This window comes from Ochrobactrum quorumnocens (genome assembly GCF_002278035.1).
GTDB lineage: Bacteria > Pseudomonadota > Alphaproteobacteria > Rhizobiales > Rhizobiaceae > Brucella > Brucella quorumnocens.
On sequence record NZ_CP022605.1, the window covers coordinates 438,874 to 464,577 of the forward strand.

Sequence of the window (25,704 nt, forward strand, 5' to 3'; positions counted from 1 at the left end):
TTAATTCCAAGTTAATAATGTAAAGCAGCACTGCCCCGTTCGCACATCCTGAATAGATCCTGAGTTGCAGCGTTGCCGCCTAAAAAATCATAATCAATCTTGCAAAGTGCGACCTCACGAGATCGCTGTATTATCAAGGATGGATTAGACTAATTTGCAGTTTTGACCCTGTGGCTTCTGCGTATCGACGTAATGTAGAAATGGACGGAGAAACCTTACCGCCTTCAAGCCGAGCAATGGCTGATTGGGTCGTGCCGATACGTTTTGCTACATCAGCTTGCGACATCTTTGCGTCGGCTCTTGCCTTCACAAGAGCTTCGACAAGAGCAAACTCTGCATCCGCCTTTTCATATTCCTTCTGGAATTCCGGATCGTTCATAAGGCGCTTTTTTAGGTCTGAAATCCTAGTCATGGCTTTACCTGTTTCATTCGCTGCTTCGCTAAATCTAAGGCGCTCTTAGGTGTTTTCTGCGATTTCTTGACAAAAACATGAAGAATGACAACGCGGCGTCCGGTAACAGTAACGTACAGACCCCGCGCAATTCCTTCCATTGCTTTAGCACGAAGCTCCCAGAGCTTTCCCTCCAAATGCTTGACATGAGGCTCATGCAATTGGTCTAAACCAACGCTCTCGACCATCTCCATTAAACGGACGAGACGGGCCTGCAATCCAGCAGGAAGCCCCTCGATTTCAGCATCCACAGTGTCGTCAAGCGTTTCAACTAGCCATCGCATATTTGCTATATAGCGCAAAAGAGATGATAGCACAAGTTGGAATCAAGTGAATGCGCCCTGAGCTGCAACCAGTGACCGGGGTTCCAATCAACCTGAGTAGCAAATTCTGGAATACTAGATTGCCAGTCAAGAATCTAGGGCGCTCGGCCTGAACGGATTTGAGCCGGAAACCCGTTACCAGCATGGATTAAGTGTTTGATAGAACGGATCTCGGATCATATTTCCTTCTACAGAGCCTAGTTCTGGCAAATGTGCGTTCTCAAAGCCATGCCTACACAAGAGCCCGTACGATCCCATAGTCAGAATTTCCCGCGCCCCCCAAATTCGCCTCGTCTCGTCAGCCAGGCGCACGATCAGCGCCGCAGTTGTCGCCTAGTGGCCCGTAATGGCCCTCTCAACTTTGAAAATTTTTTCCACGCGGAGCTTTGCCGCGGCACGCGACCCTTCGAGCTGTTCTGGCGTGGAAACGTAAACAGACAGAGCACCTGCCCAAGGTTCCAGCCCCTTAATGTCGAATTCTACCTCAATGGAGAGCCGTTAATCGACCAACTCGAATGCCGGCACTTCAACGCGATTCACCCGATTCACGCAGGCGAGCGGTGTGGCGGTTTCCTTGGCATTCTTGCGAAAGCTAGGGAGGCACGAAAGTCGGATCATTTCCATCATGGCCAAACGGGCAAACCATGGAGAATTTTCGTATCGCCAATAGAGGTCCGACAGATCGCTTCCTCCTTCGAGGTTGGCGAACCACGTTCCCCGCGCCATCCCAACGTGCGCTCGATATTCTGGACCAGCACTTCTATTCAAGAAAATCATCGTGCCTGTTTCGGCACATACGCCCCAAACATCTGATGTGGCGCTGATCCGGGTGAGATGCTCGCGGAATAGGAATTCGACTTCATAGAATCCATTCACTCGCTCGACCAAGGGTGCGTCCAAAAGCCGGTTGCCGTAACCGAGTTCACTGAGAAGGATTAGCGACCCCTCTCTGCCAGGCACCTGAAGCCTTCGGCGAAAGAAAACAAATCCCGGCCATTCCCTTCGACGAAATGCGCCAATTGAACGCGCGTACCAGCGGGTCCGGTTCGCAGGATGCTGCACAGATGTGTACCGCTTTTCCGATAATGGTGGTGGCCGTTGGCTTTTCGTCGCCTGGCCCCACCATAGAGATTTTACAGAGCGAACAGTGATGACTTGCCCGCAAAGCCAAATCGCGTTTTGTTGCTGCCGTGAAATTGTCGCGGGACATACAGACTGACTTTCGTGAACACACATTTGATACAAAATACTGGCGCCCGCGATGATGTCATTCCCGCCGAACCGGAAGCACGGTTCTTCTTTGAAGCCGCTCTATAGCATCTGCTTCGGACAAAAATTCACGGGTTTGATGCATCGGACACAGGATGAGAGGCTGATAGCATCTGGGCGACAGGAACAACGATTTCGTGCCGCATGGCGCGGTGAATCTTCAAGGCCTCATTCCCCGGTATACCGGCCTGATCCGCATAAGTCAGCCAGTCCCCCAAATGGCTGCGCAGATCACGGATGATCGCCTCGGCCCTCTTCGACTTCAGTCCGCAAAACTCGCCAAAGGCGATGAGATCCGTTAACTCGAAGTGATCTCGCTTGCCGTTGAGGCTCATCTGATGTTGGTTGGTCCAGGCTCCGCTTGGATTATACGCATAAACGACGTCGTAGGCGGGTGACAGTCGCCACTCGCCCGTACGGTTCATCAGGAAGGCGATGTTCTTGACGTGATCGTCCTGATTGCGGATCAGCACGTTGAAGATTGCCCGACGGAACTGCTGCTCGATGTCATGAACCGGCAAGTCCAGCAAGCGGATCGTCTCTATCGCCTGTTCATAGGAATAAGCGCCGGCCATATTGAAATCATAGTGACGGAGTGCGGCGAGGGACTGCATATGCAGCTTCTGTCCGCTGGCGCTGCGATCGAATCGTCGCGTCATGAAATGCGACCGGCCGCCTTCCTTATGGATGCGGCATTCGCTCATATCGATGCCGGCGGCAGTCGCCATTAAGTAGAAGGCATATTCGATTACCCCGAAGCCTTGTGGATCGGCTAGTTCTTTGTCGCCGTTGTTCGATATGCCGTCAAATTTCATCAGCCAGTAGGTGAAGCCCTCTCCAGCTTTCACCTGACCCGAGCGGAACTCGCCAGTTTCCTCGTTCCAGGCCAAGATCGCCTTAGCGCGCGCACCGCCCGCTGAGGTACCGACGCGCAGAATTTCTTCAAGCATCTCCCGGTCGTCATCACCCCTGAGAATGCCGGCCAGAGCCTCCCGGTTATTGAGAGCCTGATTGGCAAGCGCTGTCAGGGCGTCGATGTCGACTCGTTTCGACTTGCGCGCGGCTTTGAGCGTGGTCGGGTGAAACTCCAGCGCGCCCATGCCGCGTGTACCGATATAGCAGAGGCGCTCGACCGGATTGAAGCTGCTTGCCGCGCGTCCCTGCGCAGCAAGCCACGTATCGATAAGGGCGTTACCGAACTTGTCCGGCAGGGAATCGGCGAGCATTCCCGGCAATCCCTTGAACGCCTCTTTGGGAAGGGCAGGAAACTCGTACGGATTGGGGGTGAGCGGCATCATTATCGGTGCCAGCCCTATTGCGCTGCCCACGAAGTCCGGCATGTACTGAAAGACGCCGATCCCTCGATCGGCAATCCAGCTCACCGCTCCAATATCCCTGCCCCACAATCGAACCGTCGCGTCTGTCATTCCTCGTTATCCTCTCCCCATGCCCATTCTGTGGCTTTCGCCGCACGCTTGCGGCCGGAAGCCCGTTGGCGCTCATGACCTTCGCGCTTAACGCGCTCGATCGGCCGGACTTCGGGATTAGGCAGAAAGCCCGCCAGATCGTCGGCCAGGCCGAGTGCCGTCAGTACACGGATGAAGGTGTCGAGCGACGTGTTTTCGCCAGCTTCAAGACGCTTTATGCTGCTGACCGATGTGCTGGTTTCTCTCGCTATGTTCGCCTGCGTCAGATTTCGGCTGAGGCGGATTTTTGCTATCCGGTCCCCGATATCACGCAGGATTCCTTCCACTGTTTTGGTGGTCGTGTCACTATGGGTCATATTAGAGACCTTACATCCAATAAACACCAATAGATGATCATATATGATCTCTTATGATCATAATCATTAGAATTCTTGACAAGGGTTCATATTTGGACCTATATAATCATATATCGTTGCAAAGATCCATATATGGTCTATCGCATATAAGCAACTGAACATCGCTCAAAGTGCTGTTCAGCTGTCATCTCCGAGCCCAACTTGTCGGCGGCGCAGACGACTAACGAGCGGGAGGTGTGACGCAGGCGCGGCGACCCGCAACACACAGGAGAGCTTCCTTCACGGTTTCCTGCGGACCCATGAACTCAATGTCGTTACCGTCTTCGGATGACGGCATCGGAATTCCGTACCCAATCGTCTTGAGCGCATAGTTGCGCACCGTCGATGGTGTCGCCTTGGGGGATATGGACGCGTGGCCCTGTTGCCTTGAGGAAACGTTCGGCCTTCGTGAAAGATGCTACGACAGAATGCTTCAGGTCGTCGTCCAGGCGGAGGATCGTGACCTGGATCAAGTTCCCAAGCTCTGGCTCACGCCCCCCTTTATGGATGGCCCACCCCTCCCGCCGGCACCAGTGTATGATGCCAGTGTTCAAGAGAGGAAGGAGCGAACCATGCAAATAATGATCGTTGGTATTGATCTGGGCAAGAATAGCTGCAGCCTTGTTGGGCTGGACGAAAGCGGAATGGTTGTTGTTCGAAAGCGGCTGCGGCGTGATGGAGTTATCGGTTTTGCTGCCAAACTGTCGCCATGTGTTATTGCGATGGAAGCTTGCTGTGGTGCCCATCATATGGGACGGTCACTGGCGGCTCTGGGGCACGAGGTTAGACTCATGTCGCCGGAATATGTGCGGCCTTACGTTAAGTAATGCTCACCTGACCATTACTTCACTAATCATCAGGTCACGATAATGCGGAGAGCCGTTGAAAGAGTGCACGGAACCCATTTAATTTCAGTTACTTAGCTGAAGATTTGCTTGGCATTATTTTGGTCTGAACTCATGCATTGGTTTGCCAACAGAAGCGCTATTACGCAAAAAAATATTGTAAAACTGGAAACTCAGCCTGTTCGTCTCGCTCGAAACCCAGTGAAATAATGCCAAGGACTTATGGGTGGAGGCTCCTGCAATCAAGGCGATCTGCGCGCCCTCCTTCGCATTATCGTGACCTGATGATTAGTCAAGGCTCAGAAAAACGATGACCGTGATGCAGAGGCGATCGCCGAAGCCGCAACTCGCCCCACCATGCGTTTTGTCGAACTCAAAAGTGAGGAACAACTCGACGTTCAGACGCTCCACCGCGTGCGCGACCGCCTGGTCGGTGAACGCACTTCGCTGACCAACCAGATCAGCAGCTTACTTTTGGAGCGCGGGCATGTCGTCGCACAAGGGCATGCTCGACTACGGTTCTTGCTCGGCGAGTTGCTGGATACCGATGCGGTCGCACTGAGCCCGCGCATGGTGTTTCTGCTGGGTGACATGCGCACAAGCTGGGAGGAGCTTGATCGGCGTATCGCAGCCTTTGATGCCGAGTTCGCAGCGATGGCCCGAGCCGATGTGCGGGCTCGGCGTTTAACAGAAATTCCCGGGATTGGGGCGCTGAGGACAGGGCCGCTTTCGCGAATATGATCTGGGCTACATCCATATCGACGTCAAACATTTACCGAAGCTGCGGACCGCAGATGGAGAGATACGCAAGCGTTATCTCTACGTAGCAATTGATCGCTGTTCCCGCTTCGTGCATCTGACTGTTTACGATGCTGAAAATGCAGCCAACGCGGTTGCCTTCCTGAGCCAGACACGAAAAGCATTTCCCTTCCGGATAACGCATGTGCTGACTGATCGCGGATCATGCTTTACAGCTGACAGCTTTGAAGAAGCCTGCGCAAAACTCAAAGTCATCCGCCGCACGACAAAGCCATATACGCCGCAGACTAACGGCATGGTGGAACGCTTTAACGGTCGGGTCGCGAGCGAGGTTCTCGGTATCAATGTCGCCGGCCATGCAGACCTCGAAACACTACTCATCGGCTTCAACCATGCCTATAATCAACGAAGACAGCGGGTTCTTTCAGGAAAGTCGCCCGTCAACAAAGTAAAGCAACATCTTGAGCTGAATGCTCGCCTCGCCAACCCTCTTTACAAACCCGCAATTGACGGCGAACTCATGGCCAAAGTAGATGACGTGCTTTATTATGCCAATGAGGTCTCACAACCAGACAGCTAGGCAAGAGCAGACAGAAGCATGTTGATATTAACATCATTTGGTGCTATTTTTGGCGCCTCAACACGGAGTCAGATTATGCGCTCAACCATCAACCTTGATGACAGTCTTTTAGAAAAAGCCAAATTGTTGACCGGCACGAAAGAGACAGCCGCTTTAGTCCGACAAGCGTTAGAAACACTTGTGCGACTGGAGACCGGTAAACGCCTTATCGCCCTTGGAGGCACGATGCCTGACGTTGAAGCAGCCCCTCGCCGCCGGAGCTCAGTGGATAAGTGATACTGGCAGACACTTCAATTTGGATTGACCATTTCCGCGGCGGCGATAATGAGCTTATTAAGATTATCGGTGATGATCTTTTGCTTTGCCATCCAGCGATTGTTGGCGAACTTGCGTTGGGCAGTCTCCGGGACAGGACGAGTGTCTTGGCTTTTTTGAATGTGCAGCGTGAAGCTGTAGTCGCAACCCATGATGACGTCATGACTATGATTGAAAAGCACTGCATTTTTAGCATGGGCATTGGCTATACTGATGCCCACCTGCTGGCGTCAGTTCTACTCGACCGGCGAACATCCTTATGGACCCGAGACAAGCGCTTAAAGGTTGCGGCTGAAAAAGCCGACGCACGCCTTTACGAGCCGTTTCACAATTGATTATGACACGATGCTATCCATTTCACAGTTCGCTTTGATAAAGATGGTGCGATCAACGAAATGATCAATCCAATCATTTGATTGCCAGTCTAGCACATTTGAGTTGAGCCAATTTTGCGAGCGGTTGCTTGCAATAGCGTGAAAGCCTCAAAACGCCTGTCGTGCCATTTGGCCCGCCCGGCATCTGGCCTGTTCACCTCCCCAAGTTCCGACATGGAAAGCATTGCGGAAGCAAGATCAGAATAAGTACCCGACGCCAGCGCACCCAGCATGGCAGAGCCTAGCAGAACAGGTTCCGGCGACGTTGAGGCCGCGATGACAAGGCCTGTCGTGTCGGCAAGCACCTGTCGCACCAGATGCGATCGCGCTGCTCCGCCCGATACGACGATAGTGTCTGTCACAATGCCCTTTGTCTTCTGGGCCTCGACGATCTGTCGCGCACCATAGCCAAGGCCGCACAGCCCAGCGAGATAAAGCGCCGTCAAGCTATCGATGCCGGCATCAAGGTCCAGCCCGGCAATGATCGCGCGCGCATCGGGATCCGCGAACGGTGCACGATTGCCGAGGAACTCCGGCACGACATGAATGTCACCGATGATCACAGCCGCATTTTCAACACCACCTCTAGCCTCGACTTCGGCTGCAAGACCGTCAGCCAAACCCATGCCTTGAGCTGCCGCCAGCTTTTCGGCTTCCACAGCGAAGGGATGCATGTGGATCAGATGATCAATAGCGGCACCTGCAGCCGACTGACCACCTTCATTGAGCCACAGCCCCGGTACCATCGCGGAATAATACGGACCCCAGACACCATCCACAAAGACCGGCTGTTCGGTGGTGGTCATGGTGCAGGCCGAGGTGCCGAACACATAGGCCATGCGTGACAATATCCGGCCTTCCGAACCACGCGCTCCGACAGTGCCGATACCACCTGCATGAGCGTCGATCAATCCGGCGGCAATTGCTGTGCCCGGTATCAGGCCAAGTTCTGTCGCAGCCTGTTCGCTCAAACCGCCAAGTTTCTCGCCACCCGCGCGAACGTCGGTGCCGATGCGAACGAAACTTTCATCCGCCAATTCGCCAAGGCCAACTTCACGGAAATAAGCCTCGTCCCAGCGCTTTTCATGGCTGAGATAAGTCCATTTGCAGGTAACGGTGCAGGCCGAGCGGGCAAGACTGCCGCAGGATTTCCATGTGAGAAAATCGGTGAGGTCGAAAAACTGCCAGGCAGCGGCGAACGTTTCCGGCTTGTTTTCCTTCAGCCACAACAACTTCGGCGTTTCCATCTCGGGAGAAATGGTGCCGCCAACAAAGTCAAGTACCTTGGCGTTGGTCGCGTTGATCCGCTCTGCCTGTTCGACAGCGCGATGATCCATCCAGACAATGATGTCGCGCGCCGGATCGTTTGACTGGCCAACGGCCAACGGCTTGCCGCCCTCGCCCAGCACGACCAGCGAGCATGTCGCGTCATAGCCAATACCGGCAATGTCGGCCGAATTGACACCGGCAATCCTGACTGCTTCGCGCACGCTTTCGCAAACGGCCTGCCAGATATTGGCGCTCGACTGCTCGACAACGCTGCCGGCTTCGCGCCAGATGGTGATATCGCGCTTGGCCGAAGCAAGCATGGTACCGCTGGCGTCAAACAGACCGGCACGGGCGCTGCCGGTGCCGACATCGACGCCCAGATAATAACAGGTCATGGTCGCGCCCATTTACAGATCAAGGCTCTGCGGAAGGATGACCAGATCGCGAATGGTGATGTTGCGCGGGCGCGTCAGCATGAACATCACGGATTCCGCAACTTCCTTCGGCTCCATCAGACTGCCATTGGCAAGCGCTTCATCGAGCTTGGCCTTCGGCCAATCGCTGATGAGTGCGGTCACGACTGGGCCGGGCAGAACGCCGCCAACGCGGATTCCATGCGGGGCAACTTGACGGCGAACCGTGTGCACGAAAGCCTGAACGGCATGTTTGGATGCCGTATAGATCGGCTCCCAGATCACCGGCACGACGCCTGCAACGGAGCTGGTCATGATAATATCGCCAGTCTTGCGTTCCATCATATGCGGCAGAACCGCATGAATAGTGCGGAAGGCCGCATTGATATTGAGGTTCAACATGCGGTCCCAGGCGTCTGGATCACCTTCCCACAGAGGGCCGCCAATATAAGCGCCGGCATTGGCGTGAAACACGTCCAGTTGGCCAGCCTGTTCGAGAATCTGCGGCATCATGGTGGCGACGGACGCCGGGTTGAGCAGATCGATGACCAGAGGCCTGGCCTTGTCACCAACCTCTGCGCATTTTTCCTTCAGCGCCTTCTCATCACGGTCGACGAGAAACACCGTCATGCCCGCTTCGATCATATGCTTTGCACATTCGAAGCCAATGCCTGAGGCCGCACCAGTTACAGCGCCAAATTTTCCGTTGAGATCCTGAGCCATTTTTCAGTCCTTAAAGTTTTAAGCGCGACCGTGCGACTGGCGCGAGCGGCGGGCAAGAGAATCGACGATCACCGCGATTGCGAGCACTGCGCCTGTTATCATGTAGCGAAGCGAAGACGACAGATCGAGCAGGGTTAGACCGCTGGCAATCGACTGGATGACAATAATACCGAGCAGAGCCGACCAGGCGCTGCCGCGACCACCGAAAAGGCTAGTGCCACCAATGACAGCTGCCGCAATGGCATTAAGGTTGACGTCACCAGTGCCGGCCTGCTGACTGGACGATGCCAGACGAGATGCTGCCAAGATGCCACCGGCTGCAGCAAGAACAGAACAGGTCATGAAAGCCGACATATAGATGAACTTCACATTGATACCGGCACGGCGCGCTGCTTCACGATTGCCGCCGACCGCCTGCATGGCGCGCCCCCATTTTGTGCGGGTAAGCGCATAGTTCATCGCGATGACTAGCGCCACGAAGAGGCCGAACATCCACGGCACGCCGCGCGACTGGTTAAGGTAGGACACCGCACCACCGACAATGATTGTGATGATGATGGCTTTGAACGCGATCCCAACTGACGACGGTGTCGACAGACCGGCTTCGCGGCGACGCTGCGCCGAACGAAAACCAGTGAAGAAAATGGCAAGCCCGGCAATCAGCACCAGTGCATAGGAAAGTGGACGCGGCATCACCAGAAGTTGACCGAAGCTCACGAGCCACGAGCCGTAAGGCAGATTGATTGAGCCTGTATTACCAAGGAGATAAAGCTGAAGGCCAAGCGCTGCCAGCAGACCGGCCAGAGTTGAAACAAAGCTTGGCATGCTGAAGCGGTTATAGAGAAAGGCATAAAGCAGGCCGATCAGCGCGCCAGCACACAGCGCCGCCAGCATCGCGATCCCGACAGGCCAGCCGTGATTAACCCAGAGCACGCCGACGATAGCCGAAGCCAGACCGCTGACCGAACCGACAGAAAGATCTATTTCGCCCAGCATCAGGATGCAGACGATACCGAGTGAAATCACACCGATGGTCGAGCAGTCGAACAATAGGTTGACCAGGTTGTTGCTCGATAAGAAGACCGGGTTCAACGTCTGGAAAACGGTCCAGATGATGATGAGACCGACTATAACCGGCAGTGATCCAAGATCGCCCGAACGAACACGATCAAAGAAACTGCGCAACGCGCCTGAAACGCCTTCATCATGGCGTACCCGCGTATCCTGGCGATCAAGAGGGGTATTTCCGGTTGCCTGGTTCATTATGCTTCTCCCCGATCATGGGTCTCACCGGCATCATGCTGCGCCTGACGGCGTTCGGCGCGGCGGGAAACGGAATTGCTGCTCGCGCCAGTAATGGCTGCGACCAGTTCCTCATTCGAGGAATCCGGATAAAAAACACCATTATTACGGCCAAGCCGCAGAACAACGATGCGGTCTGCCACCGCGCGCACGTCTTCCATATTGTGGCTAATCATCAAGACGCCGAGCCCGCGGTCACGGACACGCTCAATAAGATCGAGAACTTCAGCCGTCTGTGCGACACCCAGCGCTGCCGTCGGCTCGTCGAGCATGATTAGCTTCGGATCGAGCAGCAGCGAACGCGAGATCGCAACCGTCTGGCGCTGGCCGCCTGAAAGAGAGGCGACGGGCTCACGCACGCTCGGAATACGTGCGGAAAGCTCGTTGAGAAGCTTCCAAGCCCTGATTTCCATCGACACTTCGTCAAGGCGGTAAGGGCTCAACTCACGGCCAAGGAAGATATTGGCCACGACATCGAGATTTTCGCACAGCGCCAGATCCTGAAACACCGTCGCAATGCCGAGGCCCAGCGCATCACCCGGCGACGATAGCGCAACCTTCTCGCCATTGAATTCGATTGTGCCAGATGTCGGCTGGTGGACGCCTGCCAACGTCTTGATCAGGGTGGACTTGCCCGCGCCGTTGTCGCCGACAAGGGCGACAACTTCGCCCGGAAAGACTTCCAGATCGATATCGGTGAGCGCTGAAACGGCGCCGAAATTCTTGGATATGCCGCTTAGGCGCAGTACTGGTTGCCGCGACGACGCAGCGGCTTTGTGATCTTGGGACATGTTTGCTTTCCCTGGGTGTCGCAATTTTCCCCAACGTCAACCGCACATGATAACACGCACGGGGAAAGAATGCGTCCGGCCTAGGCCGGACGCATGGTTGGGTTACTTCGTGATACCGAGCTTCTTGCAGCCATCGGCATAACGGTCGACGCACAGCGTTTCGGCTGAAACGATGTTCTTGTCGATGATCTCCGCCTTGAGGTTTTCAGCCGTCACAACCACCGGAACGAAAAGCTTCGATGGCGTGTTGTAGAGCGTGGCTTCAGCCTTCGGGGTTTCGCTGTCGAGAAGCTGGCCAGCCACGCGTGCGGCTTCTGCAGCAACTATTTCAGATGGTTTATTTATTGTGTTGTACTGATCACCCGAAATGATGAGCTGTAGTGCGGCAATCGTCGCATCATTGCCCGTGATCGGCGGAAGCGGATCAATACCAGCTGCCTTCATGGCTGCAATCGCGCCACCTGCAGTGCCGTCATTGGCAGCCACGACCCCGATGATCTGGTCATTGAAGCGAGTGATCTGGCCGCTCGCCCACTGCTGAGCCTTGCTTGGTGCCCATTCTGGCGTGTCGTATTCGGCAAGTGTCTTGTAACCGCTATCCTTCAGTCCGGCATGGATACCCTTTTTGATGAGACCGGCTGCGGCATCGGTCGGTGAGCCGTTGATCTGCAGAACGCCGCCCTTGTCACCCGCGACGCCCTTGTCCTTCAGACGCTTAACCAGCGATTCAGCAATCGACTTGCCGATGGCTTCATTGTCGAATGACACGTAAAAATCGGAGGTCGCATCCGGAATCGGGCGGTCATAGGCGATAACCTTGATGTCCTGTGACTGAGCGAGCTTGACCAACGAAGCTGCCGCTGCTGTGTCGACCGCATCAAGTACGATGACCTTCGCGCCTTGCGAAATGACCGAGTTGAACTGCTGCTGCTGTTTGCTCGCATCGCCATCGGCGTTGAGATAAAGCACCTTGCAGCTTTCGCATATTTTTTTCATCTCGGCTGCGAAGCCTGGATAGTCGCGTTCCTCATAACGTGTGGATGCTTGATCCGGCATCAAAAAGCCGACCACTGCATCCTTCACTTCCGCCTGCGCGCCACTGCTTGCGAAAGATGATAGCACCAACGCAGCAAAAGCGGCCTTACCAAGTATATTCTTCATGTCTCACTCCCACTGTTTTCAGTTTATGGTTTGCACAACCTTGCAGGCGAATTTGATCCCCCGCTCCACCCATATTTGTCCCTGTAGCGGCCTCCCACTCCATGAATGCCGCTCCTAAGGCGCTGCTTCGCATTGCTGCTTATCGCATCACCTGGGGTATAAACACGTTGCACCATCGATAGTGCAGCATTACCATCGCTCAACCCCCGACATCTGGTCAAGAGGAAAATGGCGGAGGAATCGATTGGATTACGCTCCGCTCCTACTTGCAGCGAACAGTATCAGCCCGCTAAGATCGGGGCCCAGTTCATACGGATAAGCGCACTTAATGAATAATCCTCGGAAAGTAACCATCTATGATATATCGGAGAGAGCTGGTGTATCAGCCTCGACCGTTGCTTCCGTTATGAATGGATCTTGGAAGAATCGAAGGATTACTAAGGCAACAGCCGATAAAGTCCAGGGTATAGCGGGTGAACTTGGATATACAATCAATCTTCAGGCACGCGGACTGCGCATATCAAATTCCGGCCTGATCGGCATGATCTTGCCGATGCTGGACAATCGCTATTTCAGTTCTATGGCAGCTTCGTTTGAAACGGTGGCGCGCTCACGCAATCTTGTCCCCGTCGTGGCCAGCACATTGCGCGACCCACAACAGGAACGCAGTACCGTGGAAACATTGATCGCCCATAATATCGACGCATTGTTGATCGCTGGCGCAACTGACCCGGACAGTGTCGCCAAGCTTTGTGAAACGGCTCACCTGAAACACATCAATGTAGATCTCCCGGGCAAACACGGCGCATCCGTCATCAGCGACAATTATGATGGCGCCCGTCAGCTCACGCAACAAATGGCCAGACGTAGGTCACGTGGGAAAGAAAACCGTTTCTACTTCATCGGCGGGGTGGACAGCGACCACAACACACGTGCGCGGGTACGGGGCTACCAAGATGAGCTGGCTGCACTGAACCTTCCGGTTCACGCTGACGCCATCATGACGAATGGGTACAGTCCCGATATCGCTGCAAGAACGATCCGTGATATTTACAACAAATTGAACGGACTACCTGAGGCACTATTCGTTAATTCGACAAGCCCTTTTGAGGGCGTCGTCAGCTTTCTCAAAACGCTTCCGGTTGATGAGGTTCGAGAGTGTTCCATCGGGTGTTTCGATTGGGATCCCTTCATTGAAGTTCTCCACTTCCCGGTTGTGATGATCCGTCAGAATGTCCAGACAATGATCGAGCGTGCATTTGAGCTTCTAGACGAACCCGTTCAAACAACCGACCTACCCGAAATGATTTCGACGGAGCTGATCGTTCCCCGCGATCTTTGAATTTCACACAGTGAACAAAATAAAATATTACTTCTATACATTCACCTTGTGTTCTGCTCCATCAGGCAGATGAGTTGAGGGGCACTGTTACTTTTACCTAAGCGTACGCATCAGTGGCGATAACTGGTGATGACCGAACCTCGTTCTTCGCTTTATCGTGGCCATCGTTATCCATCTGAGATTAATGCAGAGGCGGTGTGGTTATATTTCCGCTTTCCACTGAGCTTTCGCATGATCGAAGATATGTTAGCTTATCGCGGGATCTTCGTCACACATAAGACAGTTTACGAATGGGCTGAGAAATTCGGACAGGCCTATGCCAGTAATATCCGTCGTCGCACGCCGCGCCATGGCGATAAATGTTGGGATGGACGGTCCTCGAACGGCATTGAAATGTGCCAGAGTGAGTTGTTAACGATCTCAAGCGAAGGAGCCGTCCGTGGATCAGATTATCCGTATTGGCATGGATACGTCAAAGCATGTCTTTCAATTGCATGGTGTGAACGCCGCCGAGCAACCGATCCTGCGCAAGAAGATGCGCCGTAAGGAGATGGTGGATTTCTTCGCGAAATGCCCACCGACCGTGATTGTGATCGAAGCCTGCGCCGCTTCGCATCACTGGGCGCGGGTGCTGACAGGGTTCGGACATGATGTAAAGTTGATCGCACCACAATTGATGAAGCCCTACGTGAACTGATGGTCAGGTGACCATTACTTGAAGAACGGCTTCACATAGACAGGTGGGATCAGCCGCACTTCATGCCCCAGCTTCTCAAACTCGCGACCTCAGCCATGGGCGGTCGCACAGGCTTCCATCGCAACAATGCACTTTGGCTGCCCGGCAACAAAAGGCAAAATCTGACCCATTTGAGCCTGCGCCGTGGCATTGGAAGACGCGCTTTGCCAAGTCAATTCCAATGATGGTAACTTCTGACATGGATGCTCTCTCTTTTTGTGATGTCTTCAACGCCCATCACATTGGCACATTACGATGCCGAAGGGGGGAGGCATCCATGCCATCAACAGAGCCATTTGAAGATGCCATCACCGATATTCCCGAAGTCCGTGATACATTGAATGAGCTGACCTCGGACGGCCAACGACAGCGCCAAATTCTACAGCTTTTTTATACCGACCTGCCCAAGTGGGTAAAATGCAGGGAAACATTGGAAGCCAAATTTAGGGTCAAGATCGTCGAACTCGAGTTGATGGTCTCGAAGGGTTACACCGTGGAGACATGGAATTCGTCTCACGGCAAATTTAACGATCTTCACTCAACGGATTCCGACAAACCACATCCAGCGGGAGAAAATGCTTCAAGTTCACCGTCAACAGCTTCAGATCGTGAGCTTTCGCCGTGGTAGCAATAAGGACCTCAGCAAGTCCAGAATTGCGCCCAATGGAAGTCGCCTCGGCTTCCATGACACCTGCAACGTGAGCAACATGAGGATCTATAGGAAGCACTTTATCGCCGAAATCGGTAAGCAGCTTTTCCAGCCACTCAAGCAGATCCGACGCCCGCCTGGACTCACCCCGGCTCACAAGTACTAGCTTGGACGCTCCCTTTTGGATTTCCTGCACCGTCATCGAAGACAGATAAAGGTCATCTGCGTTGTCTTTGAACCACGAAGCCAGTTCCAGTGACAACGACGGCCGACCAGGCGCAAATGCTGATATTACTGACGTATCCAGCAGATACCCATTCAACTTGATTTCTGGCATGCTCAAAACTTGAAGTCTCTACCTGCTGACGTATTCCTCTCGAATTCAACGCCTTCGCCTGGGAAAGACATCAGGAAATCGGCAAAATTTTGCTTCTTCGACATCCATTTTTCGGCCAAAGCAAGCGGCACGATGACGGCTGCAGGCTTCCCATGTTTAGTGATAGTCACACTTTCACCGTGCTGAGCAGCATCAACCTGTGATCATCGCCTGCATAAAGGCTTGAACAATCGGGCCGAGAATTCACATCAACCGATAAGACGGCGAGAGCGCGGCATGAAGCGCTTCAAGTCAGCACAACACTTGCAGCGTTTCGCATCCATTCACGACCCGATCTACAACCTTCACCATTTTCCCCGCGACCGCTTCACCTCTGCCATTCACCGAGAATTACGCCAAACCGCCAATACTATCTGGCGCGATATCGCTGGCCTGTAATCTGCGCAATCACTACGTCATACTTCAGCACGCATCTGCGCACAGGTTAAGGTTACGGTGCCTGTCTATGCAGCCGGTTGCAATCTCTGCACTACTGGCCGGTCGCGCTCCTGAGCCTTCGACAACTCGTAATTGGCCTGCAAGTTCATCCAAAAGCGAGCAGTGCTTACACCTGCCTGCTCTAGCCTGATCGCCAGATCAGGGCTAATCCCGGCATGGCCATTGATAATTCGCGACAGCGTAGTTCGTGCTATTCCGAGCCGATGAGCGGCTTCAGTGACTTCTAGACCCAACGGCATCAACACGTCTTCGCGCAGTAGTTCACCGGGATGGGGATGGTTTTTCATCATGTTCATTATCCTTCAATGATAGTCTTTGTAATCGACTAGTTCCGCGTCGGCCCCAATGAAACGAAACGTGACCCGCCAGTTACCGTTGACCCACACTGACCAATGTCCTTCTAGATCGCCATGAAGTGGATGAAGCCGGTAGCCCGGATGGTCTAGCTCTCCCGGCTTGATCGCGGCATCCAGCACCGCCAAAATGCGCTTCAGTTTCGGCGCGTGTGCCGCCTGCACGCCACGGGTCGAACCTGTTTCATATAGGCGCTTAAGGCCTTTGTGACGGAAGCTGATTATCATTACTTATATGTAGCGCGTATCGCATCACGAAACAAGCCTCTTGTCTTCCGTGTTAGATTGGTGCCACCCGGCGGCAGTTGCCGTTTTACCTCCTTTCGGGCGGTGTGGCTGATCTCCTGTCCGACAGCAATCCTGCCGTCTGTCGTCTCAGGACCTCGATTTCGCGCCTTAGTTGGAACTCTGTCGGAGTAATACATGCCCCGCCTCAGACGGCTAGAACTTCTGGTGAATACGTAAGGTCATGTTCGCTCCTTATATGCCTAGCGCTGTTGATTGACGCTGAGAACTGATGGAGTGGGGGTGCGGATAAAAACTTGGACTGGTTTTACGTCACAATGCCAAGACTGTTTCGATATTCGATTGGGCTTCGAGCGCCAAGTGATATCTTGATCCGCTTCTCATTGTACCACCGAATGTAGCCATCAACTTCTTTGATAAACTGCTCGAGCGTGGTGTTCTTCCAATCGCTGGGATAAAAGAGCTCTGTTTTCAATCTTCCAAAAAAAACCTTCGCATGCTGCGTTATCTGGGGAGCACGCCTTGCGGGACATTGAGCACACCAGCTTCGCATCACTGATCCTCAATAGCCAACCCGGCCAGCGATAGTGTGCACCCCGATCAGAATGCACTATTGACCGCTCATTTTTACCTGTGACAGTTTCTATTGCGGCATCGAGCATCGTGTTAACCAATTCCGCATCTGGTTTCGTTCCGATAGACCAGCTGACAGCCCAACCCACAACGCGCCGTGAATGAAGATCGATTATGGCAGCCAGATATAGCCATCCTTCGCGTATCCATAAGTAACTGATATCACCCGCCCATTTCTGATTAGGTTTGTCAGCTGAGAAATCCTGATCCAGCAAGTTCGGTGCTATATTAAAAGTATGGTTGCTGTCAGTTGTCACCTTATGCTTGCGGGTTCTAACCGCATAAATGTTGTTTTGGCGCATCAAACGCCCAACGCGGCGGTGCCCGACAGATAATCCAATATCCTGTAGTTCTTGCGTCATGCGGGGACGACCATAAGATTTAAGGCTAAGATGATATTGCTCTCGAATATGCGCGAGAAGCACCATATCCTGTCTTTGCCGCTTGCTTAATGGCCGTCTGCGCCAGGCACGATAACCGCGTGATGTAACGTCCATAATTTGGCACAGCCGGTGGACTGAAAACTGAGTATGGTGTTCTTCCACGAAAGCAAACCTCACTTGCTTTGGTTCGCAAAGAACACGGTTGCCTTTTTTAATACCTCCCTCTCCTCCAAAAGTAGGCGGTTCTCTTTACGCAAGCGTTCATTTTCTTTCGCCAAATCGATATCGTTAGCTGGAGGCATATCCGCGGGGCGAGAGCGCTGTATCCATTTGGATAGAGTAGAAAGACCAACGCCTAAATCGGTTGCTACCTGGCGGCGAGTAAGCCCGCTTGTGAGGGCAATGCGAACTGCTTCACGTCTGAAATCGTCAGTATGTAAGGCTGCCATAAATCTTCTCCTTAATGACCAATAGTCTATTTAAGGAGGCGGAATCAAACAGCGACAAGTCCAGTTCAGCCGGGAGTTGTCTTCATCTAGATTGATCTAATAATGATACCGTACAGTAACATAGTGTAGCGGCATTTAAGTTTGATACGCAGTTGTATCATCTTGCCTCCTCAGGCAGAATATGATACAATACGGTATCATTTGGAGACAACTATGAAGCTTTCCACCGCTGAAGAACGCTTGTCTAAAGAGTTCGGTGCTGCAATACGGAACCGTAGAAAAACCTTGGGTTACACTCAGGAAGAACTCGCAGACATGATAGGAAGCAATCGGCGTTTTATCAGTGAGCTTGAGCGAGGAAAGGGGACAAGTTATCTTGGGCCTGCTCTAGCCGCCGCAGAGACACTTGGTTTGCAGATTAGCAGGATGTTGTCCGAGAAGAAAATAGGGTCTGGGTTAAATCTCCCTCCATTCAATGGGGTAAGATGATGCAACTATACTACGAGAATTACTTAGTAGGCGAAATCATAGAGCAGAATGATATCCCGCCCCGATTTTTATATCAGGATAGTTGGTTGAATCTTGAAGGTGCATTTCCACTCTCAACAACTATGCCCCTTAGAGCGGAGCCATGGGATTGGTCTCATCTCGCGCCATGGTTAATCAACCTGTTGCCCGAAGATCATGAAGCAATCCGTATGATTGCACGAATATTGGATGTACCACATACCGATATACTGGCGCTGTTAGGACGATTAGGAAGAGACACCTCGGGAGCAATATCGTTTGCAGAACGGGGATCAACAGAACTTGAAGCAAGGGAAATAGAATCCGAAGAGGCTTTGGAGCGGATTATCAATGAACTGCCTCGCAAGCCATTTCTGGCGGGTGAGGATGGTGTTTCCATGTCTCTAGCTGGCGTGCAAACAAAACTTGCTGTTCGCATTACGGATGCAGGAAGTATAGCTGTTCCCCTAAACGGAACAGCTTCAAGCCATATTTTAAAGCCCGACAGTGAACGGTTATGGGGCGGCGTACATAATGAAGCTCTGTGTTTAACGTTGGCTGGTTTGGTCGGTTTGAACGCGCCCGCCGTGACTACAGGTAAGGCGGGTAAGCGGCATTATCTATTGGTAGAACGCTACGACCGTTTGGCAACTAGTGGTCACCTGCGGAGATTGCACCAGGAGGATTTTTGTCAGGCCCTTGGCCTCCCCCCTTCCGCAAAGTACCAACATAATCAATCGAACGGTCCAAAAGGTAGTTTTGCAAAGATAGTTGATAGACTGAGAGCAGTTGGCGGCGGAGCCGATGTATATCAGCTTTGGGATGCCATGGTATTTAACGTGCTATGTTGTAACACGGACGCCCATTTAAAAAACTATTCACTTTTGATTGAAGGCGATCGTGTCAAACTTGCACCCATCTACGATGTTATGTGTGCAAAAGTTTGGGATGGCATCACCGAGAATCTAGCGCTTGATGTGGCAGATAAACGACGTGGCGATGATCTTGCAGGGCGACACTGGAAGCGAGAAGCGGAAAAATGTGGGTTATCACAACGTTCAGCGTTACAACGTGTGGTACGGCTAGCATCAACGGTGGTTGATCAGCTTAAGACCGCAGTTGAACGTGTTGAAGCAATGCCAGCAGGAGGTCACGTAATGCTCGCCGAAATTCGGAACGAAGTAACTGCGCGGTGTAGTCGTATTCTCAATAATATTGGCAATTGATCAAGCCTATCGGCCTCCCAAGTGCCATTGTTTCAACCTACCTGAAGAAAAGCAAAAATTGCCCTGCGAACTGTTACGATAGGCCAGAGGCGGAGGACGACAGCAAACTTGCAACGTAGATACCATCCGCAGCCTTCGGTAACCGGGGCAGCTTTGTTGGTATGTCATTGATTTTGAGTAAGAGTCAAGAACACGCCCACTACCTCACAAAAATCAGGTGGCGATGCCACTAATTAACAAAACCGGCAAATTGTTGGTGTCAGTCGGGCCAATTGAGTACGCTAGTAGTCCGCTTAGACACCTGCATCATTGCGAAATCGGGGCGCGCTTTATTCTCCAGAAGACGACTGATTGATTCAGCAACAATCTCCGCCTCACCGGGGTGCAGATTGCAAGGATCAAGATAGAAATGCCCCCTTTCTACTTCATGTCCGCGAACGACAATTGGCGGGTCCAGCTCCGCTAGCGCCCTAGCCAATCCAGCGGCGGTGAAGCCAGACTCTGGTTTTATGGAGATTTCCAAACGATCCAGTGGGTTGTCGGTTGGGTCGGGCACAATAACTGAATTTACGCCGTTGATGTGGTTGAGTTTAGAGCGCCACAATTCAAGCGCTTCACGTTCAGTGTTGCGAATAGTACGATGATCCCGCTGTTCCCAGGCCTCCAAAGCGGCCATCACTCCCGCTATGCTCTCCTTGCCCACTTTCATCAACCGACCGATACCCCGATTTTGAAGATAAGCGCTGCGCACGAGGTCTTTACGGCCGGTCACAATTCCAGAGGTCGGTCCACCGAGGAATTTGTGACCACTATAAATGACGATGTCGGCACCCTGCTCAAGGAAAGTTTTGAAGTCATACTCGGAGGCTGCATCGACAATAACTGGGATGCCTCGTTGACGGCAAATTTCAGCGAACTGCGGCAGCGGGATCATCCCGTACTGAACCGTGTGATGAGAAATTACATATAGCGCCGCTGCTGTATGTTCATTTATCGCGTTGGCTATATGATAATCATGCGTACTGCTGACGGTACCAGCTTGGATGACTTTTCCCCCGCTCATCCGTATCAATTGTTCGACGTTTCCGCCAAAACTGACTAGATGACCTTGTTGAACGATGACTTCGGTCTTTTTCAAACGGCCATTATCCGGTAATGCCTCAACAGCGAGCAGGTCATCACCAGTTATCGCACCAGCTATTGCCAATGCCATCCCACTCGCGCAGCACGCAGTGATGAAACCAGCCTCTCCCCCGGTCGATCTGGCTATGATGGCACTCGCTTTTCGTTGAAGATCATCCATCTCCACAAATTCTGGCGCAATCTCCTGCATTGCCCGGATTGCCTCTGGAACAACGATCGAAGCGCCGAGAGCTGTCATGGTACCGGATACGTTGATGATTGGACGAAGGCCCAGTCTTTCCCTGATTGGCAAATTGGAGCGCATATTTCTCAGATCCAGTTCAGTCATGGACACCCTCACCCTCGTAAATTTCGATAATTGCTTCTATTTCCACGGTAATATTATTCGGAAGCGATCCAACCCCAATCGACGAGCGCGCATGGACACCACGTTCTCCCAGAATTTCCACGAGCAGATCTGAACATCCGTTGATTACTTCCGGGTGCCTTTCGAAGTCAGAAACTGCGTTCACAAATCCAACGATTTTGACCACTCTTTTCACACGATCGAGGCTTCCGATCGAAAACTGGAGTACCGAAAGAAGATTAATCGCGACTAACCGCGCATGCTCATAAGCCGTTTCAACATCGACGTTAGACCCGACTTTCCCTTTTTGCAGTTGCCCATGAGCATCAACGGGCCCCTGTCCTGAGATAAAAATGAGATTTCCTGTTGTGCCGAAGTTAGAAAAATTGCCGATAGGGGTCTGAGGTGAAGAAAGCTCGATACCGAGATTCTTCAACCGAACTGCAGCCGTCATCGATTGTCTCCGCTCTAGAACAGGGGCTTTGCATTAAAGCGCGCGAGGAAGTTTCGGAGCCGCTCGCTATCTGCCATCATCGAGGGCAAATCACTCGGCGGGCCTTCGGCAGCGACTACGCCTTCTGCCATAAAGACAATCCGGTCACTCGCATCGCGGGCGAATGCAATTTCATGGGTGACCATCAACATAGTCATGCCTTCCTCAGCAAGCTGATGAACCACGTCAAGCACTTCATTTACAAGTTGGGGATCGAGTGCCGAAGTAATTTCATCAAGTAGAAGGATCTTCGGATCCATTGCGACCGCTCGTGCTATCCCAACACGTTGTTGTTGCCCTCCGGACAATTCGCCAGGCAAGTTATCGATTCTATGTCCCAATCCCACCCGCTTTAACCAATGCTCTGCTTTAGCACGAGCATCGTTCTTCGACATACCACGCACTTTGATAAGGCCGAGCATAACGTTCTGCACAGCCGTCAGATGTGGAAATAAATTAAAGCTCTGAAACACCATACCGGTCTCTGCGCGGATGCGTGCTAGATCCGTTTCAGTTCGTCTTTGGCGATTATTCCCATCGCGGAAGCCAACTTCCTGCCCGTCGATCTGGATAGAGCCTTTTTCGTAGCTTTCCAAGAAATTGACACATCGTAAGAGCGTGGTCTTTCCACTCCCGGAGGGGCCGATCACGGAGACGACCTCACCTTTTCTCACGTTAAGATCGACAGAATTCAGCACATTTACTGATCCAAATGATTTCCCAAGGCTTCTAATTTGAAGAAGTGATTTGTCCGATGTTTCGACCATGTTCCTAATCCCGGATGAACGAATAGCGACGCTCAACTGCCTTACTGAGTGAAGACAGACTGAAATTGATCGCGAAATACATGAATGCTCCAAGGATATAGAGCGGCATTGCCTCGTAAGTACGCCCTATTACCTCGTTGATGGACTGCATCAGGTCGACCACCCCGAGCAACGAAATGAGGGCGCTCCCCTTGACGGCGTCGGTAACACCGTTGATCCAAGGCGGCAGAAATCGACGAAGCGCTTGAGGAAAAATGACGTAGGCGAGCCGTTGAGGAAACGTCAGGCCGATCGCTTTGCCCGCCTCCATCTGGCCTTTCGGTATAGATCCGATAGCACCACGCACGTACTCAATAACTTGAGCAGTTTTGAATAGCGTGAGAGCCAACACGCCGGCCCAGAAAGCATTAAGATCGAGCCCCAGCGGAGGCAGGCCGTAATACACTGCAAAGATGAGCACCAGTATCGGTATGCCCCGAACGCAATCGCTAAACAGGCGCACCACCCATCGCACAGGTTTTGGGCCGTAGACGATGCCGACACCCAAAACCAAACCCAATGCAAGCGAAAATGCGACAACCAGTAAAGAAACCCAGAGCGTAATCAGGAGGCCCTTTCCAAGAAATGGAAGAGCGTAAAATATTGTGGCCATACTAACGTTCCACCTTAAATCTTCGCTCAAGGGCGCGCAGACCGAACAAAATTGTGTACCCTGTTACGAGATACATCGCCGTAACAACCAGGTAGACCTCAACAATCCGAAATGTATTAAAGTTGATCCACTGGGCGCCGTAGGCAAGTTCCGGTACTGAGATTACTGACGCAACTGATGTGTCCTTGAACAGTGAAATAAAGGTATTTGATAAAGCAGGCAGCGTTATGCGTGTCATCGTAGGAAGGCGGACGTAGAGCAACCGCTGTATCGGCGTGAGTCCGATCGCTTTGCCTGCATCAATATGCCCGCGTGGAACAGCTTCAAGCCCGGAGCGGAAAACCTCGACGAGATACGCTCCTGAATAAAGCGACAGGGTGATAACGAACGAGATTGTTGGGCTGTATGCGATGTTAACAACTGTGGGCAGGCCATAAAATACCAGATAGACCAGTAGAATAAGAGGAACGTTACGAATGAATTCGACGTATGCTGATATTGCAGTGCGGACGGTCCTGCCCCCTGAAACGTACCAGATGGCCAGACCAAGTCCGATGACCGAGCCAATCGCAATAGACACCACCGCAAGTTCTAGACTTAGAACAAGTCCTTCCCACAAGCGTTCGAAATGTCGCCAAATCAAATTAAAATTGAGATGATAGTTCACAATACTGTCTCGCTCATTACGCGAACCGCAGAAGCGCCACGGGTCTTCCCACGGCGCTTTATGGTATCAGATCATCGGGAAACCGGGCTTTCGTGCTGGAGCATCCAGCCCAAAAAACTCTTTGAACCCAGCATCATAGAGAGCGGTTTGATGCCCGAACATCGCGACAGTGAATGTGGCATTGACGAAAGTAAGCCAGTCGAGATCGCTCTGACGAACTGCGGCACCATAAAGCATGCTGTTCCATTGCTTGCCTGCGTCGAAATATTTATCCGGGTTCTTGGAGGCCAGCCAGCGAACAGTCGATAGATCTACCGCTGCTGCGTCAACGCGCTTCGCTTCCAAAGCCTGAAGAACGTTAGCCTGCGTGTCGATCTGCATGACCTGCGCGTCCGGCAGTGCGGCGTGTACCGTTTGCTCCGCATCCACATTCTGGAGAATAGAGACCCGGGTGGAGTTTCCATTGGATAGAAGCTGATCAAAGGTCTTTAACGCTGAATCCGGCTTCGTTAACAACGCCACGCCCTCTACATAATAAGGGCGCGAGTAATTTATGAGCTGCGCACGTTGCGGCGAAATGGTCATGAACTGGATCGTCGCATCGACCTTACCTGTCATAATGTTCGGGATACGTTGCTGTGCGTCCTGCTTTACAAACTCAACCTTGGTTTCATCATCGAAAAGCCCTTTCGCAAGAATTCGGCCCATCGTGATATCCATGCCTACGAGTTCGCCTTTATCATTCTCAAAATGCCAAGGAGCATTGGTGCTACCGGTGCCGATGATTAAGTGCCCGCGATCGATAACCGTTCGCAAAACACTGTCACTACTTGCTTGCGCGGCAGCCTCTTCGCCGCTCGCAAGGGTTGCACCCAATGCCGTTCCGACCGCAACGCCACCAAGTCCAAGTTTTAGAAAATTACGTCGCTGCGAAATATCGCCCATTATGTCCTCCAATGATATATCATTCGCCCTCGAAAGCTACTTATGTAGTCTTGTATATAAGACATTTATCTTATATTTGATACGATAGGCCATATGGCCAAGTTTGGCAAGGCCATCATACAGCTGGAGATTTGAACTAAGTGGATCCTGAAGTTAAACCGACCAAACCTAAGACAAGACAGGCTCAAGCTCCTCGGGAGCGCGGCCTAGACAGGGTCATTAAACTGTTTTCATACTTACACAGTATGCGCCGGCCAGTTAGACTCGCGGAAATCCCTAAAGGCATCGACGCGCCTCGCTCAACTATTTATAGTTTGGTTGGAATTCTCGCTGAGGCAGGCATTCTTGAGGTGAATGGCGACGATAATAGAGTTAGCTTCGGCAAGCTCATGTACATCTATGGCTCTAGCTACCTTCGGGAGAATAGCACACTTGAGCGGGGCAAAAACGCCGTCGATAGGCTCGCGGAACAGACAGGGGAAACATGCGAGCTTTGCGTTCGCCACAACAACCGCCAGCTGATTGTTCATACAGCACTCGGATCGCGTCCGCTACGGATCAGTTCAGAGGCTGGATCGGAAATTCCTCTGCCATGGACAGCCTCAGGTCGGGTGCTGCTTTCATCCTGGTCAGAACGCGAGATTAAAGAGCTGTTTGAAGCCAATGATTACATCCTCCCAAATCAGAGGGCTATCGATCCTGACTCATTTGTGACTGAATGTCACTCTGCTAAATCGATGAGTACTTTCACGACCGTTGGACTGATTAACAGTTTCTCACAATGCATAGCAGCACCCGTGACAGATGCCTCTGGAAACATTGAAGCAACGATTTGTTTCGTGCTTCCCTTAGATATACCTTCAAGCCGTAAATCGGAACTAGAGGACGAGCTGATAGCAACAGCCCACAAGATATCGATTTAGTAGATCAAATAT

General features: G+C 52.4%; 26 protein-coding genes and 9 pseudogenes. 12 read left to right on the forward strand and 23 right to left on the reverse strand.

Annotation, left to right across the window (positions count from 1 at the left end):
- Window positions 1–133: 133 nt before the first annotated feature.
- The 5 genes from CES85_RS24155 to CES85_RS24175 all read right to left on the reverse strand — a co-directional run bounded on the left by CES85_RS24155 (window position 134) and on the right by CES85_RS24175 (window position 3,826).
- A complete protein-coding gene (locus tag CES85_RS24155) occupies window positions 134–379 on the reverse strand; it encodes a helix-turn-helix domain-containing protein (protein ID WP_244923372.1) in 246 nt (81 codons plus the stop codon).
- A gap of 29 nt (window positions 380–408) precedes the next feature.
- Window positions 409–735, reverse strand: a complete 327-nt coding sequence (locus tag CES85_RS24160; RefSeq protein WP_095448363.1) for a type II toxin-antitoxin system RelE/ParE family toxin — start codon at window positions 733–735, stop codon at window positions 409–411.
- A gap of 537 nt (window positions 736–1,272) precedes the next feature.
- Window positions 1,273–1,662 (reverse strand): hypothetical protein, encoded by a 390-nt coding sequence (locus CES85_RS24165; RefSeq protein ID WP_157743502.1) that lies wholly within the window; start codon window positions 1,660–1,662, stop codon window positions 1,273–1,275.
- Between the two features lie 449 nt (window positions 1,663–2,111).
- Complete coding sequence (locus CES85_RS24170; RefSeq protein WP_095448365.1) at window positions 2,112–3,470, reverse strand: type II toxin-antitoxin system HipA family toxin; 1,359 nt, start codon at window positions 3,468–3,470, stop codon at window positions 2,112–2,114.
- Entirely contained in the window at window positions 3,467–3,826 is a 360-nt protein-coding gene (locus CES85_RS24175; protein WP_095448366.1) for a helix-turn-helix domain-containing protein, read from the reverse strand. The genes CES85_RS24170 and CES85_RS24175 overlap by 4 nt, the downstream gene beginning before the upstream one ends.
- A gap of 623 nt (window positions 3,827–4,449) precedes the next feature.
- On the opposite strand from CES85_RS24175, the pseudogene CES85_RS24180 reads away from it, so the two are divergent.
- The 5 genes and pseudogenes from CES85_RS24180 to CES85_RS27955 all read left to right on the forward strand — a co-directional run.
- A pseudogene (locus CES85_RS24180) lies at window positions 4,450–4,677 on the forward strand (IS110 family transposase); the annotation flags it as partial.
- Window positions 4,678–5,001: 324 nt separating this feature from the next.
- Window positions 5,002–5,215: pseudogene (locus tag CES85_RS28370) on the forward strand (IS110 family transposase); the annotation flags it as partial.
- A 210-nt stretch (window positions 5,216–5,425) separates the two neighbouring features.
- Window positions 5,426–6,049, forward strand: a pseudogene (locus tag CES85_RS24190) (DDE-type integrase/transposase/recombinase); the annotation flags it as partial.
- A gap of 75 nt (window positions 6,050–6,124) precedes the next feature.
- Entirely contained in the window at window positions 6,125–6,325 is a 201-nt protein-coding gene (locus CES85_RS24195) for a type II toxin-antitoxin system VapB family antitoxin (protein WP_095448367.1), read from the forward strand.
- Entirely contained in the window at window positions 6,322–6,699 is a 378-nt protein-coding gene (locus CES85_RS27955) for a type II toxin-antitoxin system VapC family toxin (RefSeq protein ID WP_095448368.1), read from the forward strand. The genes CES85_RS24195 and CES85_RS27955 overlap by 4 nt, the downstream gene beginning before the upstream one ends.
- Before the next feature lie 89 nt (window positions 6,700–6,788).
- Here CES85_RS27955 and CES85_RS24205 read toward each other — a convergent pair whose 3' ends face one another.
- The 5 genes from CES85_RS24205 to CES85_RS24225 all read right to left on the reverse strand — a co-directional run bounded on the left by CES85_RS24205 (window position 6,789) and on the right by CES85_RS24225 (window position 12,397).
- Window positions 6,789–8,402 carry an FGGY-family carbohydrate kinase gene (locus tag CES85_RS24205; protein ID WP_095448841.1) on the reverse strand — a complete coding sequence of 538 codons (1,614 nt, stop codon included), beginning with the start codon at window positions 8,400–8,402 and terminating at the stop codon, window positions 6,789–6,791.
- Between the two features lie 12 nt (window positions 8,403–8,414).
- A complete protein-coding gene (locus tag CES85_RS24210; protein ID WP_095448369.1) occupies window positions 8,415–9,143 on the reverse strand; it encodes an SDR family oxidoreductase in 729 nt (242 codons plus the stop codon).
- 18 nt (window positions 9,144–9,161) lie between these two features.
- Window positions 9,162–10,406, reverse strand: coding sequence for a sugar ABC transporter permease (locus CES85_RS24215; protein ID WP_095448370.1), 1,245 nt, complete (start codon window positions 10,404–10,406; stop codon window positions 9,162–9,164).
- Complete coding sequence (locus CES85_RS24220) at window positions 10,406–11,236, reverse strand: ATP-binding cassette domain-containing protein (RefSeq protein WP_095448371.1); 831 nt, start codon at window positions 11,234–11,236, stop codon at window positions 10,406–10,408. Before CES85_RS24220 ends, CES85_RS24215 begins: the two co-directional genes overlap by 1 nt.
- A gap of 102 nt (window positions 11,237–11,338) precedes the next feature.
- Entirely contained in the window at window positions 11,339–12,397 is a 1,059-nt protein-coding gene (locus CES85_RS24225) for an ABC transporter substrate-binding protein (RefSeq protein ID WP_095448372.1), read from the reverse strand.
- Window positions 12,398–12,725: 328 nt separating this feature from the next.
- Here CES85_RS24225 and CES85_RS24230 point away from each other — a divergent pair, with 328 nt between their 5' ends.
- The 3 genes and pseudogenes from CES85_RS24230 to CES85_RS24240 all read left to right on the forward strand — a co-directional run.
- Window positions 12,726–13,739: a LacI family DNA-binding transcriptional regulator gene (locus CES85_RS24230; protein WP_095448373.1), complete on the forward strand. Its 1,014-nt coding sequence runs from the start codon at window positions 12,726–12,728 to the stop codon at window positions 13,737–13,739.
- Between the two features lie 129 nt (window positions 13,740–13,868).
- Window positions 13,869–14,099: pseudogene (locus CES85_RS27960) on the forward strand (IS6 family transposase); the annotation flags it as partial.
- A 79-nt stretch (window positions 14,100–14,178) separates the two neighbouring features.
- Window positions 14,179–14,430 (forward strand): annotated as a pseudogene (locus tag CES85_RS24240) (IS110 family transposase); the annotation flags it as partial.
- A 23-nt stretch (window positions 14,431–14,453) separates the two neighbouring features.
- Here CES85_RS24240 and CES85_RS27965 read toward each other — a convergent pair.
- From CES85_RS27965 to CES85_RS24255, 3 genes and pseudogenes are all read right to left on the reverse strand, one after another.
- Window positions 14,454–14,676, reverse strand: a pseudogene (locus CES85_RS27965) (IS110 family transposase); the annotation flags it as partial.
- A 323-nt stretch (window positions 14,677–14,999) separates the two neighbouring features.
- Window positions 15,000–15,461 (reverse strand): type II toxin-antitoxin system VapC family toxin, encoded by a 462-nt coding sequence (locus CES85_RS24250; RefSeq protein ID WP_095448374.1) that lies wholly within the window; start codon window positions 15,459–15,461, stop codon window positions 15,000–15,002.
- Window positions 15,462–15,463: 2 nt separating this feature from the next.
- Window positions 15,464–15,658 (reverse strand): annotated as a pseudogene (locus CES85_RS24255) (type II toxin-antitoxin system prevent-host-death family antitoxin); the annotation flags it as partial.
- Window positions 15,659–15,662: 4 nt separating this feature from the next.
- On the opposite strand from CES85_RS24255, the pseudogene CES85_RS24260 reads away from it, so the two are divergent.
- Window positions 15,663–15,899, forward strand: a pseudogene (locus CES85_RS24260) (DDE-type integrase/transposase/recombinase); the annotation flags it as partial.
- 65 nt (window positions 15,900–15,964) lie between these two features.
- Here CES85_RS24260 and CES85_RS24265 read toward each other — a convergent pair.
- The 4 genes and pseudogenes from CES85_RS24265 to CES85_RS27970 form a co-directional block, all read right to left on the reverse strand.
- A complete protein-coding gene (locus CES85_RS24265) occupies window positions 15,965–16,249 on the reverse strand; it encodes a HigA family addiction module antitoxin (protein WP_095448376.1) in 285 nt (94 codons plus the stop codon).
- Between the two features lie 12 nt (window positions 16,250–16,261).
- Window positions 16,262–16,540: a type II toxin-antitoxin system RelE/ParE family toxin gene (locus tag CES85_RS24270; protein WP_095448377.1), complete on the reverse strand. Its 279-nt coding sequence runs from the start codon at window positions 16,538–16,540 to the stop codon at window positions 16,262–16,264.
- 325 nt (window positions 16,541–16,865) lie between these two features.
- Window positions 16,866–17,751 (reverse strand): annotated as a pseudogene (locus tag CES85_RS24275) (IS3 family transposase).
- Window positions 17,748–18,023, reverse strand: a complete 276-nt coding sequence (locus tag CES85_RS27970) for a transposase (RefSeq protein ID WP_244923373.1) — start codon at window positions 18,021–18,023, stop codon at window positions 17,748–17,750. Before CES85_RS27970 ends, CES85_RS24275 begins: the two are co-directional and overlap by 4 nt.
- 213 nt (window positions 18,024–18,236) lie before the next feature.
- On the opposite strand from CES85_RS27970, the gene CES85_RS24280 reads away from it, so the two are divergent.
- Both CES85_RS24280 and CES85_RS24285 read left to right on the forward strand, forming a co-directional pair.
- Entirely contained in the window at window positions 18,237–18,512 is a 276-nt protein-coding gene (locus tag CES85_RS24280; protein ID WP_095448378.1) for a helix-turn-helix domain-containing protein, read from the forward strand.
- Window positions 18,512–19,756 (forward strand): type II toxin-antitoxin system HipA family toxin, encoded by a 1,245-nt coding sequence (locus CES85_RS24285; RefSeq protein ID WP_244923388.1) that lies wholly within the window; start codon window positions 18,512–18,514, stop codon window positions 19,754–19,756. The genes CES85_RS24280 and CES85_RS24285 overlap by 1 nt, the downstream gene beginning before the upstream one ends.
- A 259-nt stretch (window positions 19,757–20,015) precedes the next feature.
- Here CES85_RS24285 and CES85_RS24290 read toward each other — a convergent pair whose 3' ends face one another.
- From CES85_RS24290 to CES85_RS24315, 6 genes are all read right to left on the reverse strand, one after another.
- Window positions 20,016–21,227, reverse strand: a complete 1,212-nt coding sequence (locus CES85_RS24290; RefSeq protein ID WP_244923374.1) for an aminotransferase class V-fold PLP-dependent enzyme — start codon at window positions 21,225–21,227, stop codon at window positions 20,016–20,018.
- A complete protein-coding gene (locus CES85_RS24295; RefSeq protein WP_095448380.1) occupies window positions 21,220–21,699 on the reverse strand; it encodes a RidA family protein in 480 nt (159 codons plus the stop codon). Before CES85_RS24295 ends, CES85_RS24290 begins: the two co-directional genes overlap by 8 nt.
- 14 nt (window positions 21,700–21,713) lie before the next feature.
- The gene (locus CES85_RS24300) at window positions 21,714–22,505 is read right to left on the reverse strand and encodes an amino acid ABC transporter ATP-binding protein (protein WP_095448381.1); all 792 of its coding nucleotides are present in this window, start codon (window positions 22,503–22,505) and stop codon (window positions 21,714–21,716) included.
- A 4-nt stretch (window positions 22,506–22,509) separates the two neighbouring features.
- Window positions 22,510–23,157: an amino acid ABC transporter permease gene (locus tag CES85_RS24305; protein ID WP_095448382.1), complete on the reverse strand. Its 648-nt coding sequence runs from the start codon at window positions 23,155–23,157 to the stop codon at window positions 22,510–22,512.
- 1 nt (window position 23,158) lies between these two features.
- Window positions 23,159–23,824, reverse strand: a complete 666-nt coding sequence (locus CES85_RS24310; RefSeq protein WP_095448383.1) for an amino acid ABC transporter permease — start codon at window positions 23,822–23,824, stop codon at window positions 23,159–23,161.
- Between the two features lie 66 nt (window positions 23,825–23,890).
- Window positions 23,891–24,769, reverse strand: coding sequence for a transporter substrate-binding domain-containing protein (locus tag CES85_RS24315; RefSeq protein WP_095448384.1), 879 nt, complete (start codon window positions 24,767–24,769; stop codon window positions 23,891–23,893).
- A gap of 140 nt (window positions 24,770–24,909) precedes the next feature.
- Here CES85_RS24315 and CES85_RS24320 point away from each other — a divergent pair, with 140 nt between their 5' ends.
- Window positions 24,910–25,692 (forward strand): IclR family transcriptional regulator, encoded by a 783-nt coding sequence (locus CES85_RS24320; RefSeq protein ID WP_095448385.1) that lies wholly within the window; start codon window positions 24,910–24,912, stop codon window positions 25,690–25,692.
- The last annotated feature ends 12 nt before the right edge of the window (window positions 25,693–25,704 follow it).